14 protein-coding genes are annotated in these 17,190 nt (G+C 65.2%); 7 read left to right on the forward strand and 7 right to left on the reverse strand.

The genetic code is table 11. The features are described from left to right. Window positions 1-42 precede the first annotated feature (42 nt). The 4 genes from VGR99_RS28240 to VGR99_RS28255 form a co-directional block, all read right to left on the reverse strand. Window positions 43-2,910: a PAS-domain containing protein gene (locus VGR99_RS28240; RefSeq protein ID WP_326903236.1), complete on the reverse strand. Its 2,868-nt coding sequence runs from the start codon at window positions 2,908-2,910 to the stop codon at window positions 43-45. 343 nt (window positions 2,911-3,253) lie between these two features. Next, window positions 3,254-4,129 carry an acyl-CoA acyltransferase gene (locus VGR99_RS28245; RefSeq protein WP_326903237.1) on the reverse strand — a complete coding sequence of 292 codons (876 nt, stop codon included), beginning with the start codon at window positions 4,127-4,129 and terminating at the stop codon, window positions 3,254-3,256. A 95-nt stretch (window positions 4,130-4,224) separates the two neighbouring features. Continuing rightward, window positions 4,225-5,205, reverse strand: a complete 981-nt coding sequence (locus VGR99_RS28250; RefSeq protein WP_326903238.1) for an amino acid--[acyl-carrier-protein] ligase — start codon at window positions 5,203-5,205, stop codon at window positions 4,225-4,227. Window positions 5,206-5,244: 39 nt separating this feature from the next. After that, window positions 5,245-6,462, reverse strand: a complete 1,218-nt coding sequence (locus tag VGR99_RS28255; RefSeq protein WP_326903239.1) for an acyl-CoA dehydrogenase family protein — start codon at window positions 6,460-6,462, stop codon at window positions 5,245-5,247. Window positions 6,463-6,822: 360 nt separating this feature from the next. On the opposite strand from VGR99_RS28255, the gene VGR99_RS28260 reads away from it, so the two are divergent. The 3 genes from VGR99_RS28260 (at window position 6,823) to mtnA (ending at window position 9,300) form a co-directional block, all read left to right on the forward strand. Beyond that, window positions 6,823-7,095 carry a phosphopantetheine-binding protein gene (locus tag VGR99_RS28260; protein WP_326903240.1) on the forward strand — a complete coding sequence of 91 codons (273 nt, stop codon included), beginning with the start codon at window positions 6,823-6,825 and terminating at the stop codon, window positions 7,093-7,095. Window positions 7,096-7,284: 189 nt separating this feature from the next. After that, a complete protein-coding gene (locus tag VGR99_RS28265; protein WP_326903241.1) occupies window positions 7,285-8,160 on the forward strand; it encodes an S-methyl-5'-thioadenosine phosphorylase in 876 nt (291 codons plus the stop codon). A 30-nt stretch (window positions 8,161-8,190) separates the two neighbouring features. Further along, entirely contained in the window at window positions 8,191-9,300 is a 1,110-nt protein-coding gene (gene mtnA, locus VGR99_RS28270) for an S-methyl-5-thioribose-1-phosphate isomerase (RefSeq protein ID WP_326903242.1), read from the forward strand. Between the two features lie 153 nt (window positions 9,301-9,453). Here mtnA and VGR99_RS28275 read toward each other — a convergent pair whose 3' ends face one another. After that, window positions 9,454-10,089, reverse strand: coding sequence for an HAD-IA family hydrolase (locus VGR99_RS28275; protein WP_326903243.1), 636 nt, complete (start codon window positions 10,087-10,089; stop codon window positions 9,454-9,456). A gap of 96 nt (window positions 10,090-10,185) precedes the next feature. On the opposite strand from VGR99_RS28275, the gene VGR99_RS28280 reads away from it, so the two are divergent. Beyond that, window positions 10,186-10,944, forward strand: a complete 759-nt coding sequence (locus VGR99_RS28280) for a S1 family peptidase (RefSeq protein WP_326903244.1) — start codon at window positions 10,186-10,188, stop codon at window positions 10,942-10,944. A 118-nt stretch (window positions 10,945-11,062) separates the two neighbouring features. After that, window positions 11,063-12,565, forward strand: coding sequence for an NAD(P)/FAD-dependent oxidoreductase (locus tag VGR99_RS28285; RefSeq protein WP_326903245.1), 1,503 nt, complete (start codon window positions 11,063-11,065; stop codon window positions 12,563-12,565). Between the two features lie 122 nt (window positions 12,566-12,687). Here VGR99_RS28285 and VGR99_RS28290 read toward each other — a convergent pair whose 3' ends face one another. Beyond that, on the reverse strand, window positions 12,688-13,785 hold the full coding sequence (locus tag VGR99_RS28290; RefSeq protein ID WP_326903246.1) for a citrate synthase/methylcitrate synthase: 1,098 nt from the start codon (window positions 13,783-13,785) through the stop codon (window positions 12,688-12,690). 83 nt (window positions 13,786-13,868) lie between these two features. Between VGR99_RS28290 and VGR99_RS28295 the strand changes: the two genes are divergently transcribed. Next, window positions 13,869-15,098: a citrate synthase family protein gene (locus VGR99_RS28295; RefSeq protein WP_326903247.1), complete on the forward strand. Its 1,230-nt coding sequence runs from the start codon at window positions 13,869-13,871 to the stop codon at window positions 15,096-15,098. A gap of 136 nt (window positions 15,099-15,234) precedes the next feature. Here the strand turns inward: VGR99_RS28295 and VGR99_RS28300 are convergent, their stop codons facing one another. After that, on the reverse strand, window positions 15,235-15,894 hold the full coding sequence (locus VGR99_RS28300) for a DedA family protein (RefSeq protein ID WP_326903248.1): 660 nt from the start codon (window positions 15,892-15,894) through the stop codon (window positions 15,235-15,237). A gap of 310 nt (window positions 15,895-16,204) precedes the next feature. Between VGR99_RS28300 and cobS the strand changes: the two genes are divergently transcribed. Beyond that, window positions 16,205-17,188 (forward strand): cobaltochelatase subunit CobS, encoded by a 984-nt coding sequence (gene cobS / locus VGR99_RS28305; RefSeq protein ID WP_414645194.1) that lies wholly within the window; start codon window positions 16,205-16,207, stop codon window positions 17,186-17,188. Window positions 17,189-17,190: the final 2 nt, after the last annotated feature.

Raw genomic sequence — 17,190 nt, forward strand, 5'->3', positions numbered from 1 at the left:
TTAGGGTGTGCCGAGAGGCGGAATTTGAAGGAGCCTCGGCCCTTAAGCCACGCGCCGAACCGCGTTCAGCGTCTCGATGGTGCGCCCGACCTCGGCCGCCGGGCAGGGTTTGCCGAAATAATACCCCTGCACGGCGGTGCAGCCGCATTCGCGGACGAAGTCGAGCTGCTCGGCGGTCTCGACGCCTTCCGCCGTGGTCTCCACCCCGAGCACGGAGCCGAGACTGGCGATGGTGCGGACGATGGCGACGCTCTCCGGGCTTTCGCCGAGCGTGCCGACGAAGGAGCGATCGATCTTGATGCGGTCGAACGGAAACTTGCGCAGATAGCTCAGCGAGGAATAGCCGACGCCAAAATCGTCGAGGCTGACGCGGACGCCGAGCGCACGGAGCTGATGCAGGATCTCGATGGTCGCCTCGCTGTCGTCGAGCAGGGCGGTCTCGGTGACCTCGAGCTCGAGCCGCTGCGGCGGCAGGCCGGCCTCGGCGAGCGCGCTCGTGACCAGCGCCACCAGCCCGCGCGAGCGGAATTGCACTGGCGACAGGTTCACCGCAACGGTGACATCGGGCCAGGACGCGGCGGTGGCACAGGCGGTGCGCAGCACCCACTCGCCGATCGGAACGATCAGCCCGTTTTCTTCCGCGATCGGAATGAACTCGGCCGGCGAGACGTAGCCGCGCGACGGATGCTTCCAGCGCAGCAGCGCCTCGAAGCCGGTGAGTTCGGAGTTGTCGAGCCGCACTTGCGGCTGGAACACCAGGTGGAATTGGCTTCCTTCGAGCGCGCCGCGCAGATCGTGCTCCAGCGCGTGCCGGCTGCGCGCCTCCTCTTCCATCTCGGGCTCGAACAGCTGATAGGCGCCGCGCCCCTTGGCCTTGGCCTGGTACAGCGCGAGGTCGGCGCATTTCATCAGCTCGTCGGCATCCAACCCGTGATCGGGCGCGATGGCGATGCCGACGGAGACGCCGACGTGGATTGACTGGCTTTCGAGCGGTGGCGGGTGGCCGATGATCTCGACCAGGCGACGGGCGAGCCGCTCCGCCGATTGCGGCTGCGGTCCGCGCTGCAGAACGGCGAACTCGTCGCCGCCAAGGCGCGCGACGGTGTCGTGCTCGCCGACATTCTCCTTCAGGCGCGCCGCGACCCAGCGCAGCAGCCGGTCGCCGGCGGCGTGGCCGAGCCGGTCGTTGACGGTCTTGAAATTATCGAGGTCGAAGCACAGCACGGCCATCGCGCCGCCGGCGATCGCGACCTGGTTCAGACCCTCGCCCATCTTCTCGCGGAACAGCGTGCGATTGGGCAGATCCGTCAGAGAGTCGTGCTGCGCCATATGCGCCACGCGGGCCTGGGCCTTGTGACGCTCGGTGACGTCTTCATAGGTGACGACCCAGCCGCCATGCTCCATCCGCTTGTGATTGAGCTTGATGATGCGGCCGTCGCTCAAATGGCGGTGCAGCGTGTGCTCGCCCTCGCGCAGTCGCTCGACATAGTCGGCATAGAGCTTGGCGCCGGTCATGTTCGGATGGATGCCGATTGTGCAGCTGTGCTCCATGATCTCGCGCATCGAGACGCCCGGCTTCACGATGTCGGCGGACAGCCCGTACATCTCGATATAGCGACGGTTGCAGACGATCACGCGCAGGCTCGAATCGAGCATGCACAGGCCCTGGCTCATGTTGTTCAGCGCCGCGTCGAAGCGCCGATACTGCTCGCTCAATTCCTCGACCGCGTTCTCGCGCTCGGTGATGTCTTCGTAGGTGGCAACGAAGCCGCCTTCGTCCAGCGCGCAATAGCGCACCGAGATGATGGTGTCGTTCGTCATGCGCCGGCGCATCGGCGAGGAGTCGCGGCGCGCGAGCCGTTCTCGGGCGGATTCGAGGACCTGCTGCGGGGTGTATTCCGAGGAGAACGCGCCGTTCTCCATCGATCGCTCGATCAACTCGCCGAGATGCGTGCCGGGCCGGGTCTCCTCCGGCGACAGCCGGTAGATCTTGCGGTAGGTGGTGTTGCAGACGCGCAGCCGCATGTCGCTGTCGTAGAAGGCGAGCCCGTGCGCCATGTTCTCCAGCGCCGCGTCGAGCATGACGTTCTGCTGCCGCAGCGTCTCCTCGTATTGCAGCCGCTCGGTGACGTCCTCGTGCACGGTGACCCAGCCGCCGTCGGGCAGGAAGCGGGAGACCGCCTGTATCATCCGCCCGTCATAGCGCATCACCAGCAGGGTCTTGGCCTTCCGGCCGCGCACGTCCTCCAGGCGCGTCTCGTGGAATTCTTCTGCCGACATGCCCGGCTTGTTGCCGCGCGAGAGCCAATGGTCGATGGCGGTGCTGTGCTTGACGCCCGGCTTCACGATGGCGGGGTCGAGATTGTAGAGATTCAGGAAGCGCTCGTTGCAGACGACGACGCGGCTGTCGGCATCGTACATGATGAGGCCGTGCGACATGTTGGAGAGCGCATGCTGGCTGCGTTCGGTCTGCACGCGCAATTCCGCTTCGAGCCGGGCGAGGCGGCTGACATCGTCGCAGATCGTCATCCAGCCGCCGCCGGGAAGCGGCTTCAACTCGAGCGTGATGACGAGGCCGCTTGCGAGTGTTTGCCGGGTGAGAAACGGCTTTCCAGCCGCGATCAAGGCGATCCGCTTGGCGTAGAGCGCGTCCAACTCGCTCGCCGGGATATTGCCGAGCGCCACGCTGTGGGCGAGCACGTCGCGGTAGCATGTCCCGATCCGGACGATGTCGGCCGACATGCCGAACAGTTCGATATACCGGCGGTTGACCAGCACGATCCGGTTGTCGGCGTCGTAGACGCAGACGCCCTGCTCCATGCCGTCGAGCGCAAGCTGGCTCAGCGCGAGCAGGGCCTGAAGGCCTTGCTCGCTGCGTGCACCAAGCTCGTTATCGCGGATCGACGTCATGGGATCGGCTGGATCTCGGCGGGCAATAGACTTAACGCAAACTAATTCAGTCGCGGAGGGTAGCGAAGAGGCCGGAAAATTCCCTTAAGCGCGGTAGTTTACGGAGGGTGACCGGGGATGCAGAGATGCGTGCCTCGCGCGCGAATGCGCAAGTGTCTGCAAGCCAGAGTTGGCCGAGATCGCGCGGCAAACCAGGTGTCGTCCCTGCGAACGCAGGGACCCATAACCCCAGGGAGAGGTTTGGCGAAGAAGTGAACGGGCTTTCCCGCGGTACTTGCACACTGCACTTACCGGCAGATCACGCGGTATGGGTCCCTGCGTTCGCAGGGACGACGGAAAGGCCCTACGGCCCGTACAGCACGAGCTCGGTGTCGGTGAGATCGCCGAGCTGCGGCCGGTGCGGGCCCTTGAAATATTTCCGGCCGCGGCGCTCGGTATAAATACCGGCGAGGCCGGGAATCGGGCCGTTGGCGTCGACCGCCACCGAGACCTTGCCGAGCCGCAGCAGCAGCCGGCCGATGCGGCCGGCGCAGGCGGCGTATTCGGCGGCGCTGCGGCAGTAGATCAGCTTCATCGCCGGCGGCGCGATGAAGCCGCGGCGGATGCGCACCGGCTGCAGGATGAAGGGGAACGTGCCCTTCGGCGTGCGGCAGACGAGGCTCAGGCAGTTGTAGCGCGCGTGGCGCGTCAACAGCTCGGTCTCGGCGTCGGTGAGGCCCTCGATCGTCTTGGTGTGCTGCGAGATCACCTCGATCTTGCTCCAGCGCGGGGCGCGCGCCAGCGCCGGCACCGAGAAGAAGATGCCGCGGCAATAGGCGCGAAATCCCTGCGTCTCGATGATCGGCCAGGTCCACGGGGCCGGGCTGATATTGAGATAGGTGACGTCCTTGTGCCGCTGCGCGATCTTGGTCAGCAGCGGCGCGTAGTTGCGATAGGCCGGATCGACATACCAGCTCGACAGGTTGCACTGGATGAAGGTCTCTTCGCCGTCCTTCCGTGCCGTGTAGATCTGCAACAGCACGCCGACCGGCTCGCCGTCATTGTCGAGCATGTAGCCGAAGCGCGGATAGCCCTCCGGCACGGGCCGGAAGGCCTGCCGGCGCAGGCCCTGGATCCAGTAATTGCGCGAGCGGCCCACGAAGCCGCGCGTCAGGAGGTCGGCGACCTTCTCGACGTCGGCTTCGGTGATCTCGCGGCATCGGACCTTGGTGTGGATCACGCTCGTCTTGCCCGTGGAAATGGTCGGCCTCGTTTGGTCTATCGTTTCAGCATGATCCTTTCGGAGAACCGCTTCGCGCTTCTCCGGATTATGCTCTAGCGCCAGCCTTCGCCGTGAGCGTCAGCCGCAACATGCGGCTGCATGCCCATGATCTCCCGCACCTTGGCGGGCCAGGCGGAAACGTCTGTGCCGTGGGTGTGGAACATGGCGACGGCCAGGCGGTCCATGCCGAAGGCGACGCAGCCGGTATGGGCGGGCTCGCCATTGGCGTCCTGGATGCCCCAGGTCGTGCCGAAATGCTCGCGGTGATAGTTGAAGCTCATGCAGGCGGTCGGCTGTTCCTCCGAGCGCAGCGGGATCAAGAGCTCGAACTTGAGCTGCTGCTGCTTCTGGCTCACCGCCTTCATCTGGCCGACCCGGCCGAAGAAGGGATCGCTGGCATAGTCGACGCGGAAGGTCAGGCCGAGATCGGTCGCGATCGCCTGCGCGCGCACCATCCAGCGCTCGCGGAAGTCGGCGACGTCATCGGGCGTGCCGATGCAGACATATTCGCGCATCCGGAACGATTGCAGCCGGTCGAGATGCTTCGACGGCTCGCGGCGGAAGCAGTCGGCGGCGACGTCGAAGCGCAGGCCGCCCTTCGGCAGCTGGCCGCGGCTCGCCGCGATCGGATAGACCGGATAGCAGGCGGCGGGCGACAGCACGAGGTCGGCGGGCGAGAGCGAGGTGGTCCAGTCGCCGCCGGCATCGAAGCGGCTCACCGCCGCGTTGATCTCGCGTTCGGTGCCGTGCAGGCCGCAGACGCAGCCGAGCAGGTTCGGAAAGCTCTTGAGATAGCCGGACTTCTCCAGCTGGGCGCGGCTCATCACCGGCGGGAAGCGCAGCGCCTCGGTGCCGGCTTCGCGGTGCCGGGTGATCAGCGCGGCGAGCTTCTCGACCACGCCCTCATAGAGCGCGGTACGGGCGTAGACGCCGTCCGAGCCCATGCGGTGGAACAGCTTGTCGGCGAGATGATCGAGCGGATCGACGATCTCAGGCGCGGTCTCGGGCGAGTTGGGGAGGACGGCAATGTTCATGTTAAGGTGTCCTGCTATCTGAAAATTGTTCTTGTTGGTTTAGTCACGAAGGCTCGTCGGCACGCCGCTCATCAGCGTCGAGGTGGCGGCGTTGGCCAGAATGCGGTCGTTGTTGATCATGATCGGCGACGACAGCACGTCGCGCAGATGGCGGCCCATGGTGAACTCGCCGTCGTTGCGGTAGCCTGACAGGCCGGCGGTGCGCATCGCATGCATCACGGTCTCGACCGCGAGCTCGGAGGCCTGCACCTTGAGAAGGGTGATCGAGGACTGGAAGTCCAGCGAGCTCAATGCGCGCTCGTCATGCTCGGCGCGGGCAAACGCGTCGATATTGGCGGCGATCAGCGCGCGCAGTTTTGCCAGCGACATTTTGGCGGCGGTGAAATGCGCGGCGGCCGGCGGCATCTGGCCGCCGGACGAGCGGGCCGCCTTGCGGATGAAGGCCTGCGCACGCGTCACGGCTGCGGCGGCGATACCGGCCCAGGCCGAGGACCAGCACAGATGCGCGAACGGCGTCATGGTCTGGGCGTGGATCTTGTCATAGGATTCGGGGAAGACACGGTCGGCGGGGCAGTCGACCTTCAGCTCGAAGCCGGTCGAGCAGGTGCCACGCATGCCGAGCGTTTCCCAGCCCAGCGTCCGCTTCAGCGAGTAATCGTCCTTGGCGAGCGCCAGCAGCACCTGGTCGGAGGCGGCGGCGTCGGTGGCGCGGCGGGCGATGGTGACGAGGCCGTCGGCCTCGGCGCCGTAGGAAATCACGGTGGCATCGCGCATCAGCGAGACGGTGTCGCCGGCGTGGTCGACCGCAGCCGCGCTGGCGCGGATGTTGCCGCCGTTCTGACCTTCGGTGGTGGAGGAGGCGAGCAGCCACTGGTCGCGCGCGACCCGGCGCATCATGGTTTCCATCCACGGGATGCCGTGGCCGTGCCTGACGACGCAGGCGACCTTCGTTGTGTGCATCGCGTAGATCATCGCGGTCGAGGCGCAGGCGCGCCCGAGCGTGTAGCAGATGTCGGTGACGTCGTGGATCGAGGCGTTGAGGCCGCCGAACTCGGCGGGGATCATGACACCGAGCAGCTTCTGCTCGCGTGCGACGTCGAAAGCCTTGTGGGGGAAGCGGGCGTCACGATCGACACCATCTGCATCTGCCGCGGCCGCAGCAGCAGTTCGCGCGGCGCGCTCGATCAGGGACGGACCCTCTTCGAGGAAGCTCGTTTGCGTTTCGTCGACAGTGAGGACCGCTTCACGCACGTTCATACTCGTCCGCCTCCGGTTCGTCGTTCAGGATCGCCGGTCATCATTCGCGATGCCGTTTGAAAGCGATCCTCCGACCATCTTTACTTGTGAGATGAGGCTACGGATTTAATTCAAATTCGTCGATGAAATAGAGGGTAAACAAAGCCCAATTCCGAATGAACAGTTAAGGTCCGGTTGTTCGGGTCCTCCGGATTTCGACGACCGCGTTAGGAATCTGGAAGAAGCCCGGATTTCCTACAATCTGAGTCATCGTTTACTAAGAAGCGTGAAGTAATGATCGCGCCCATTGTGGGATCGGTCCGTCGTGCCCATCGTAGCGGGCGACGGGTCCGACCTTTATAGACAGATGGGAATTTAACCATGCAGGCCTTCGACACCGACGTGCGCGATCGCATCATCAAGCTGGTGAAGGGCATCCTCGAACAGAACTCGCTCACCGCCGATGTCATGCCGCAGACCAAGCTCGTCGATGCCGGCCTGACCTCGATGGACATGGTCAACCTCATGCTCGGCGTCGAAGCCGAGTTCGACTTCACGATTCCCCAATCCGAGATCACGCCGGAGAATTTCCAGTCCGTCGAAACGCTGGAACGGATGGTCTCGACCCAGTTGCAGCCGGCGAACGCGGCTTAAGCCGGGCCTCTCTTCCGTCATTGCGAGCGAAGCGAAGCAATCCAGGCTGCCTCCGCAGCGGCAGCCTGGATTGCTTCGTCGCTGCGCTCCTCGCAATGACGCCGATCGGGCGTGCCACCCAGTTCCAAAACCGCCGCAAAACTGGCATAGCTTAACCATGTCGCAGGTAGCGGACAGGGTGGAGCAGGCATGACGCAGGCGGTATTGGGCATCATCGGCGGCTCGGGCATCTATGACCTGCCGGGTCTCGAGGGCGCGCACGAAGAGGTGATCAAGAGCCCCTGGGGCGAGCCGTCGGCTCCCCTAAGGCGCGGCACCATCGTCGGCCTGCCGATCGTGTTTCTGCCGCGGCACGACAAGGGGCACCGTCTGTCGCCCTCCGACATCAACTACCGCGCCAATATCGACGTGTTGAAGCGCGCCGGCGTCACCGATCTGATCTCGCTGTCGGCCTGCGGCTCGTTCAAGGAGGAACTGCCGCCCGGCACCTTCGTCCTCGTCGATCAATTCGTCGACCGCACCCACAAGCGCGAGAGCTCGTTCTTCGGCCGGGGCTGCGTGGCGCATGTGTCGATGGCGCATCCGGTCTCGCCGCGACTGCGAATCCATCTTGCCGCGGCCGCCGAAGCCGAAGGTCTCGCGATCGCGCGCGGCGGCACCTATGTCTGCATGGAGGGGCCGCAATTCTCCACCTATGCGGAGAGCATGACCTACAAGACGCTGGGCTATTCCGTGATCGGCATGACCAACATGCCCGAAGCGAAACTCGCCCGCGAGGCCGAGATCTGCTACGCGACCGTCGCGATGGTGACCGACTTCGACTGCTGGCATCCGGATCATGATGCCGTCACCGTGCAGGACATCATTCGCGTTCTGACCTCGAATGCCGACAAGGCCAAGGCGCTGGTGGCGCGGCTGGCCAAGGATTTTCCGCGCGAGCACGAGCCGTGCCCGATCGGTTCGGACCGTGCACTCGACACCGCGCTGATCACCGCGCCCGAGGCGCGCGATCCCGAGCTGCTGAAGAAGCTCGATGCGGTGGCCGGGCGCATCCTGCGCGGCTGAGACGCAAGAAGAACGAAAAGGCAGAACGCCATGAAGGTCGACGGCAAGCATTTCCGTAGTATCTGGCGCGAGCGCGACGGCTGGTCGGTCGGCGCGATCGACCAGCGCCGGCTGCCGCACGAGTTCGTCGTGGCGAAGCTGACCTCGTGCGAGGATGCGGCGGTCGCGATCCGCGACATGCTGGTGCGCGGCGCGCCGCTGATCGGTGCCACCGCGGCCTACGGCATGGCGCTGGCGATGCGCGAGGACGCCTCGGATGCCGGCCTGAAGCGCGCCTATGACACGCTGGTCGTGGCGCGGCCGACCGCGATCAATCTGAAATGGGCGCTCGACGAGATGCGCGCGACGCTTGCGCCGATCGATCCGGTCGAGCGGGCGGAAGCCGCCTATGCCCGCGCCGACGAGATCGTCGAGCAGGACGTCGAGATCAACCGTGGCATCGCCGCCAACGGTTTTGCGCTGATCGAGGCGATCGTGGCCAAGAAGAAGCCGGGCGAGACGGTCAACGTGCTGACGCATTGCAACGCCGGCTGGCTCGCCACCGTCGACTGGGGCACCGCGACCGCGCCGATCTATCTCGCGCATGAGCGCGGCATCAAGATCCATGTCTGGGTCGACGAGACCCGCCCGCGCAACCAGGGTGCCTCGCTAACGGCGTGGGAACTCGGCCATCACGGCGTGCCGCACACCGTGATCCCCGACAATACCGGCGGGCACCTGATGCAGCACGGCATGGTCGATCTCGCCATCGTCGGCACCGACCGCGTCGCCGCCAATGGCGATGTCTGCAACAAGATCGGTACTTACCTGAAGGCGCTCGCCGCGCACGACAACAACGTGCCGTTCTACGTCGCGCTGCCCTCGCCGACGATCGACTTCGCCGTCGATGACGGCATCCGCGACATTCCGATCGAGCAGCGCAGCGGCACTGAAGTCACCGACATGACCGGCCGCACCGCTGATGGCAGGCTGGAGACGGTGCGCATCGTGCCCGAGGGCTCGCCGGTCGCGAACTACGCCTTCGACGTGACGCCGGCGCGGCTCGTCACGGGGCTCATCACCGAGCGCGGCGTGCTGAAGCCCGACCGCGCCGCGCTGGCGGCGGCGTTTCCGGAGCGGATCGCGGCCGGGGCGGAGTAGGCCTGGTTACCAGGCGCGATCGCTCCACGTCGTCATTGCGAGCGCAGCGACTTGTCCGCCGAAGCCTCTGGCGAAGGCGGAAGCAATCCAGAGTCCCGCCGCGGAAAGACTCTGGATTGCTTCGTCGCTTCGCTCCTCGCAATGACGAGTTCACTATCCGAGCTTCAACCCCGTCGCCTTTTCGAGCTCGGCGATCGCCTGCGCGCCGCTGGCGACCCTGATCGTGGTCATGCCCATCTCGCGCGCCGGCTTCAGGTTGACGCCGAGATCGTCGAGATAGACGCAGTTGTTCGGATCGACCTTCAGTGTCTCCACCATCAGCCTGTAGATGCGCGGGTCCGGCTTGCGCAGGCCGATCTTTGCGGATTCGATGACGTGGTCGAACAGCACCATCACCTCGGCGACGTAGAGCGAACGCCCGGTCATGCTGCCGATCGCGTTGGCCGGCAGATTGTTGGTGATGCAGCCGGTCTTGAATTGCGCCTTGATGCGCTTCAGGGCCTCGACCATTGCAGGGCGCAAATCGCCCTGCAGCAGCGGCAGCACGTCGCGGCCGCGCACTTCCGCGCCGAGCGCGCGGGATTCCTCCGCGAACAATTTGTCGAATGTCTCGATGTCGACCTCGGCGCGCTCGAACTTCGCCCAGGCGTTCTCCAGATGGTTGGCGGCATTGGTGCGCCGGATGATGTCGGCCGGCAGGCCGCGCTCGGTCTCGTACCGCTTGAACGCCTCGAACGGCGAGCTCGTCAGCACGCCGCCAAAATCAAAGATCACCGCCTCGATCGTCACGATCCTGCCCTCGTCAATTCCTTTCCAAGAGGGCTAGCATGCGCTATCGGCAAGAGCCAGTGCGAAGCAATCCCGCCGATGCCGAAGCGTGTTCCCATGAAGAAGCTTGCAACTCTCGTCACCGCCGCGCTGCTGCTCGCGGCGCCCGCTTACGCCATTGTCGGCGGCGGCACGCCGCAGGCCGATGGCGTCGCGCGCGCCATCGTCACCATCGTCGGCTCGCGTGGAAATTTCTGCACCGGCACCCTGATCGCGCCGAAGCTTGTGCTGACGGTCGCCCACTGCGTGCAGCCCGGCGCCGACTACAAGATCGTCGATCGCGGCGCCGACGGCGCACCGCAATTGCTGAATGTTCGCACCGTCGCGATCCATCCGAACTTCAACATGCAGGCCATGCAGGCACATCGTGCCACTGCAGACGTGGCATTGCTGCAACTGGAAATTCCACTGAAGGGAAAATCGACAGTACCGCTCGGCATGCCGAGTATTCCGATTCAAGTTGGCAGCCGCTTCGTCATCGCCGGTATCGGCGTCACTGTGCGCGGCGACGGCAAGAGCGGCGGCACGATTCGCGTTGCGGGCCTCGTCGCTACCGGCCAGCCCGGCACGCTTCAGATCCGCCTCGTCGACCCCGTAACCAACGGTGTTCGCGACGGAATCGGCGCCTGCACCGGCGATTCCGGCGGTCCCGTATTCGAGGACAAGCCCAGCGGCTCCGTGCTCGTCGGTGTCATCAGTTGGTCGACGGGACCGAATGGCGCCGCCGGCTGCGGCGGCTTGACCGGTGTCACGCCGCTCACGCTCTATCGCGACTGGATCCTGCAGACCGCGCGAAGCTGGGGCGCGGCGCTTTGATCGCGAATTGATCTATGTCATTTTAAAGCGGAAGCGCGATGGGCGACCATGCCCGTTGCGGAGGAAACGCGTCGCCCATCAAGGGCGGCCACAAAAACAAGCAAGGCAAGAAGCAACAATGAATGTCGCTGTTCGCAGTCACGCCACCACCAAGCAAGCTTCGGAACATTTCGACGTGCTGATCGTCGGCGCCGGCATCTCCGGCATCGGCAGCGCCTATCACATCAACAAGCAGCTTCCGGGCACCAGCTACGTGATCCTGGAGACGCAGGCGACATTCGGCGGCACCTGGTCGACGCATCGCTATCCCGGCATTCGCTCGGACAGCGATCTCCACACCTTCGGCTACAGCTTCAAGCCCTGGGTGGGCCCGCCGATCGCGACCGCCGAGGAAATTCTCTCCTACATGAACGAGGTGATCGACGACAACGACATCGCCCGTCACATCCGCTACAAGCACAAGATCAATTCGGCGAGCTGGTCGAGCGAGCAGAATCTCTGGACCATCGAAGCGGTGACGACCGACACCGGCGAGGCCAGGACCTTCACCGCGAACTTCCTCTGGATGTGCCAGGGCTATTACCGCCATTCGGAAGGCTATACGCCGGAATGGAAGGGCACCGATCGCTTCAAGGGCCGCATCGTCCATCCGCAGACATGGCCCGAGGATATCGATCTCGCGGGCAAGAAGGTCGTGGTGATCGGCTCGGGCGCAACCGCAGCGACTCTGGTGCCGAACATCGCGGACAGTTGCGCGCATGTCACCATGCTGCAGCGGTCGCCGACCTATTTCCGGCTGGGGCGCAACGCGATCGAGATCGCAGAAGAATTGCGCCGGCTTCAGGTCGACGAGACCTGGATCCACGAGATCGTCCGGCGCAAAATCCTGTTCGAGCAGGATGCGTTCACAAAGCTCTGTCTGTCCAAGCCGGAGCAGGTGAAGAAGGAGCTGATCGGCCAGATCAGCGCGGTGCTCGGTCCGGACTATGATGTCGAGACGCATTTCACGCCGACCTACCGGCCGTGGCGTCAGCGCATCGCCTTCGTGCCGGATGCCGATTTGTTCAAGGGCATCGCCAGCGGCAAGGCTTCGGTCGTGACCGACGAGATCGAATGCTTCGTCGAGAACGGCATCCAGCTCAAATCGGGCAAGCTGCTGGAGGCTGATGTCGTCGTCACCGCGACCGGCTTCCACCTCTCGGCGCTCGGCGACATCGCCTTCGAGATCGACGGCAAGCCGCTCGCCTTCGGCGATACCGTCACCTATCGCGGCATGATGTTCACGGGCGTGCCGAACCTGGTCTGGGTGTTCGGCTATTTCCGCGCGAGCTGGACGCTGCGCGTCGACCTCGTCGCCGATTTCGTCTGCCGCCTGCTCGGACATATGAAGGCGAAGGGGAGCAAGAAGGTCGAGGTGGCCTTGCGGCCCGAGGACCACAACATGCCGATCCTGCCCTGGATCGATCCGGAGAACTTCAATCCCGGCTACATCATGCGCAACATGAACCTGCTGCCCAAGCGCGGCGACAAGCCGGAATGGCAGCACAGCCAGGATTACTGGACCGAGAAGGACGAGATCCCGAAGACCGATCTCGACGACAAGGCGTTTGTGTACGGGTAAGGCCGTTCGGGACGGCGGCACACCCGCCGTCCCGTAGCCCGGATGGAGCGCAAGCGTCATCCGGGAAATTGGTCGTCGTGCGCGAAAGACCCCGGATTTCGCTTCGCTCCATCCGGGCTACTTCATGACGCCTCCGGCATTGCCCCCACATATGACGAACTCGGCCGGATCAGCCGTCCCGTCCGCTGCTGCTCGCGCGCATGCGCGGTCCACCCCGCAGCTCGCGCCACCGCGAAGATCGGCGTGAATGCCTGCCGTGGAATGGCCAGCGCATCGAGCAGGATCGCGGTGAAGAACTCCACATTCGTCTCCAGCGGCCGCTCCGGATTCTTCTTGCGCAGCGCGCTGCGGATATAGGCCTCGACCTCGCCGGCGAACGGCAGATCGGTGCCGTTGGACGCCAGCGCCTCGACCGCGGTCTTGAGCACGTCGGCGCGCGGATCGCGGACGCGGTAGACGCGATGCCCAAAGCCCATCATCCGCTCGCCGCGGGCAAGCGCCGCATCCACCCAGGGCTGGATGCGCTCGCGCGAGCCGATCGCGTCCAGCATTTCCAGCACCGGCTCCGGCGCGCCGCCATGCAGCGGTCCGGTGAGCGCGCAATAGCCGGCGGTGACGGCCGCGAACAGATCGGCTTGCGTCGAGGCGACGACGCGCGCGGTGAAGGTCGAGGCGTTCATGCCGTGGTCGCTGGCGGTGACGAGATAGGCGTCGAGCGCGGTCACCTCGCGTGCCGCGGGGACGCGGCCATGCAGCATGCGCAGCGTATCCGCGGCGTGGCTGACATTCGGATCGGGCGCGATCGGCTCGAGCCCTTTGGCCCGGCGGACCAGCGCACCCGCGATCACCGGAAACGCGCCGACGATGGTCGCCTCATGCGCGAGGCCATGCTCGGCGCGAAGGCCCGCGACCGCCGCGCGGAACCCGTCGACGATGCCCATGCCGCGCGTTGCCGGCAGCAACTCGTCCAGCCGGGCGAAGGCGCGCTCGCGCGCCGAGCCCAGGTGTGAGCGCACATTGGCGTCGCTCAGGCTGGTCTTGCTGGCGCCGTTCCAGAGCCGGGCGGTGACGCCCTCGAAGCTCGATTTGGCGGCGAGGCGTCCGACATGCTCGCCGGCGATGATCAGCTCGCCGCGCTCGCCATCGACATGGCTCAGCACGGTCTCGGCCGCGGGAACGCCGTCCAGCCCGATCTGGCTTTTGGTGAGGTGGATGTTCATGGCCCAAATCTCCCTTTTTGCACTGCACCGAGGGAAAATCGGGCCTCTCGACAGATTGATCAATCTTGATTACATAAATCAATATGAAAAATTCTGGCGAGCTCTACCTCTCCGCCCGGGAAGCTGCCGCCGAGCTCGCGATCTCGCCGGCCACCCTCTACGCCTATGTCAGCCGCGGCCTGATCCGCTCCGAGCCGACGCCGGACTCGCGGAAGAACCGCTACCGCGCCGAGGACGTCCGCGCGCTCAAGGAGCGCCGGGTGCCGTCGCCCGAGCCGCGCGGCTTGCGCAGTTTCGATGCCGACCTGCCGGTGATGGACACGGAGATCTCGACCATCACCGAGGAGGGCGCGATCTATCGCGGCGTGAACTGTGTCGTTCTCGCCGAGAACGACACGCTGGAGCACACCGCGACGCTGCTGTGGGACGTCTCCGACGTTGATCCCTTCGCGCCGGACAATCTGCCTGAGATCTCCGAGGAAATGCGCGCGATCGCGCAGGCCGCGCGCCGCGCTGCGCCGATCGACCGTGCCATTGCGGTGCTCGCGCTGGCGACCTGCGCGGATGCTCGCGCCTTCACCCGCGCGCCCGATGGCCGCGCGATGGTCGGCGGGCGGATCGTCCGGCTGCTGGTCGCGACCATGCTCAACGCCGAGCCGTCACCTGAGCCGCTGCACCAGCAGATCGCGAGAGCCTGGGCGGCGGACAACAAGCACGCGCCCGATCTGATCCGCCGCGCGCTCGTTCTGCTCGCCGATCACGAGCTGAACGCCTCGACCTTCACCGCGCGCTGCGCGGCCTCGACCGGCCTCAACCTCTACGACTCCGTCATCGCGGGCCTTGCGGCGCTGAAAGGCCCCAAGCATGGCGGCGCCGGCGTGCTGGCATCGCAGCTCGTCAAGACGCTGATCGATCGCGATGTGGCTCCCATGGTGCGCGAACGCGTCGCGCTCGGCGAGCGTTTCGCCGGCTTCGGCCACGGTGTCTACAAGCGCGGCGATCCCCGCGCGCAATCGCTGCTGAACGCACTCTCCCGCGCCGGCGCACCGCGAAAATTCACGAAAGAAGTGCCGGAGCGGATCATCGAGGCGACCGGCGAGCTCGTCAACATCGACTACGCGCTGGCCGTGCTCGTGCACGCGCTGCGCCTGCCGGCCGGCAGTGAGCTCGCTGTGTTCGCCATGGCCCGCAGCGTCGGCTGGATCGCCCACGCCAGCGAGCAGTTGCAGTTCGGCAAGTTGATTAGGCCGAGGGCGAGGTATGTCGGACCCGCGCCGGGAAGAAGGGCGGGGGGCGGAGATTCCAGGGGCTGATCTAAGACCCTCATGGTGAGGAGCGCGGAACGCGCGTCTCGAACCATGCAGGCCCGGCTCTCGCCTGCGGCCATCCTTCGAGACGCCCGCTTCGCGGGCTCCTCAGGATGAGGGCGGAATGCCCGGATGCATCGGCTCAGGCTGGCCGCTTCGCCGTCGCGACACCGCCGCCGTTCCGCCGGCGATAGATCCAGACCGCCACACCCAGCACGATCGCAACCACGACCACCGTCAAAATCCAGATGTGCTTGAACGAATGCCCATGGTGCGGCACGCCGAAATATTGGTGGAGGGCGGACACCGCCAGCACGCCCGGCAGCACATGGGCAGGCGCCCAGACCAGGATCGCCGGGATGTTCACCGCATAGAACTTCGCCGGCGCCATTCCGAGCGCGCCGGCCGTCACCGGCACGAAGGCGCGGATCGGGGGCACGAAGCGGGCGAAGAACACGGCCCAGGTACCGAAGCGGTGGAAGAAGCTTTCGCTCTCGGCGACCACGCGGGGATAGTTGGTCAGCGGCCAGGTGTTGAGGATCTCGCGCTGCCGCCGGTGCCCGATCAAGTAGGCCAAGCCGTCGCCCAGCACGGCGCCGAGCGCGGCGGCCAGCAGCACCCATTGCAGCTTCAACTCGCCGCCGGGAACCAGGGCGCTCAAGGCCAGGATGATGGTCGACCCGGGGATCACCGACCCCACCACCGGCACGGCTTCGAGCAGCGCCGCCAGGAACAGGGTCAGGTAGGCCAGCCACACATGGACTGAGACGAAGGTGATGAGGGGATCGAGAAAGGTCGTCACGTCGTCTCTGTGGCGGGCTGGGGCTTTCGGGTTCAGACCCTACATAAGTAAGGTCGGCCGGGAAAAGTGCCATTCGCTTGGGCAGACGGCCCATCCCGCCCGAAATTCGAGCGTGATTCGCAACGCAGCCCTCCAAAAACTGCGTTCCTCACCTATCTAAATGAAAAGACAACGGAACTTTGATTGAGGGGCGGGCTTCTGCCGGCCACGTCTCTCTGATAGGTTCGCAGATGCACCCAGCCGCAGCCAACGTGCAATAACTGGTCTCGGGATCGCCCGGGGCCTCGGAGGATTGATGACGACCGCCGCCATGTCAAAAGTTGAGGAAGTTTCCGGTCTGCCCGACATGAAGGTGTCGGTCCGCCAGGTGTTCGGGATCGACAGCGATCTCGAAGTGCCGGCCTATTCCGAAGTCGATCCTCATGTGCCCGAAGTCGACGCCGATTACCGCTTCGACCGCGCCACCACGCTCGCCATTCTCGCCGGCTTCGCGCGCAACCGCCGCGTCATGGTGACCGGCTATCACGGCACCGGTAAATCCACCCATATCGAGCAGGTCGCCGCCCGCCTGAACTGGCCCTGCGTGCGCGTCAACCTCGACAGCCACATCAGCCGTATCGACCTCGTCGGCAAGGACTCGATCGTGGTCCGCGACGGCAAGCAGGTCACCGAATTCCGTGACGGCATCCTGCCCTGGGCGCTGCAGAACAACGTCGCGCTGGTGTTCGACGAATACGATGCCGGCCGCCCGGACGTGATGTTCGTGATCCAGCGCGTGCTCGAAGTCTCCGGCCGCCTGACGCTACTCGACCAGAACAAGGTGATCAAGCCGCACCCGGCGTTCCGCCTTTTCGCGACCGCCAACACGGTCGGTCTCGGCGACACTTCGGGCCTCTATCACGGCACCCAGCAGATCAACCAGGGCCAGATGGACCGCTGGTCGATCGTCACCACGCTGAACTACCTCAGCCACGACGAGGAAGTCGAGATCGTGCTGGCCAAGGCCAAGCATTATCGCACCCAGGAAGGCCGCGACATCGTCAACAAGATGGTGCGCCTCGCCGATCTCACCCGTAACGCCTTCGCCAATGGCGATCTGTCGACGGTGATGAGCCCGCGCACGGTGATCACCTGGGCGGAAAACTCCGACATCTTCGGCGATATCGGCTTCGCCTTCCGCGTCACCTTCCTCAACAAGTGCGACGAGCTCGAGCGTCCCCTGGTCGCCGAGTTCTATCAGCGCTGCTTCAACGCGGAGCTGCCGGAATCGGCAGTCAACGTGGCGCTCAGCTAGGC

The sequence above is a fragment of the Bradyrhizobium sp. genome, from assembly GCF_035935975.1.
GTDB lineage: Bacteria > Pseudomonadota > Alphaproteobacteria > Rhizobiales > Xanthobacteraceae > Bradyrhizobium.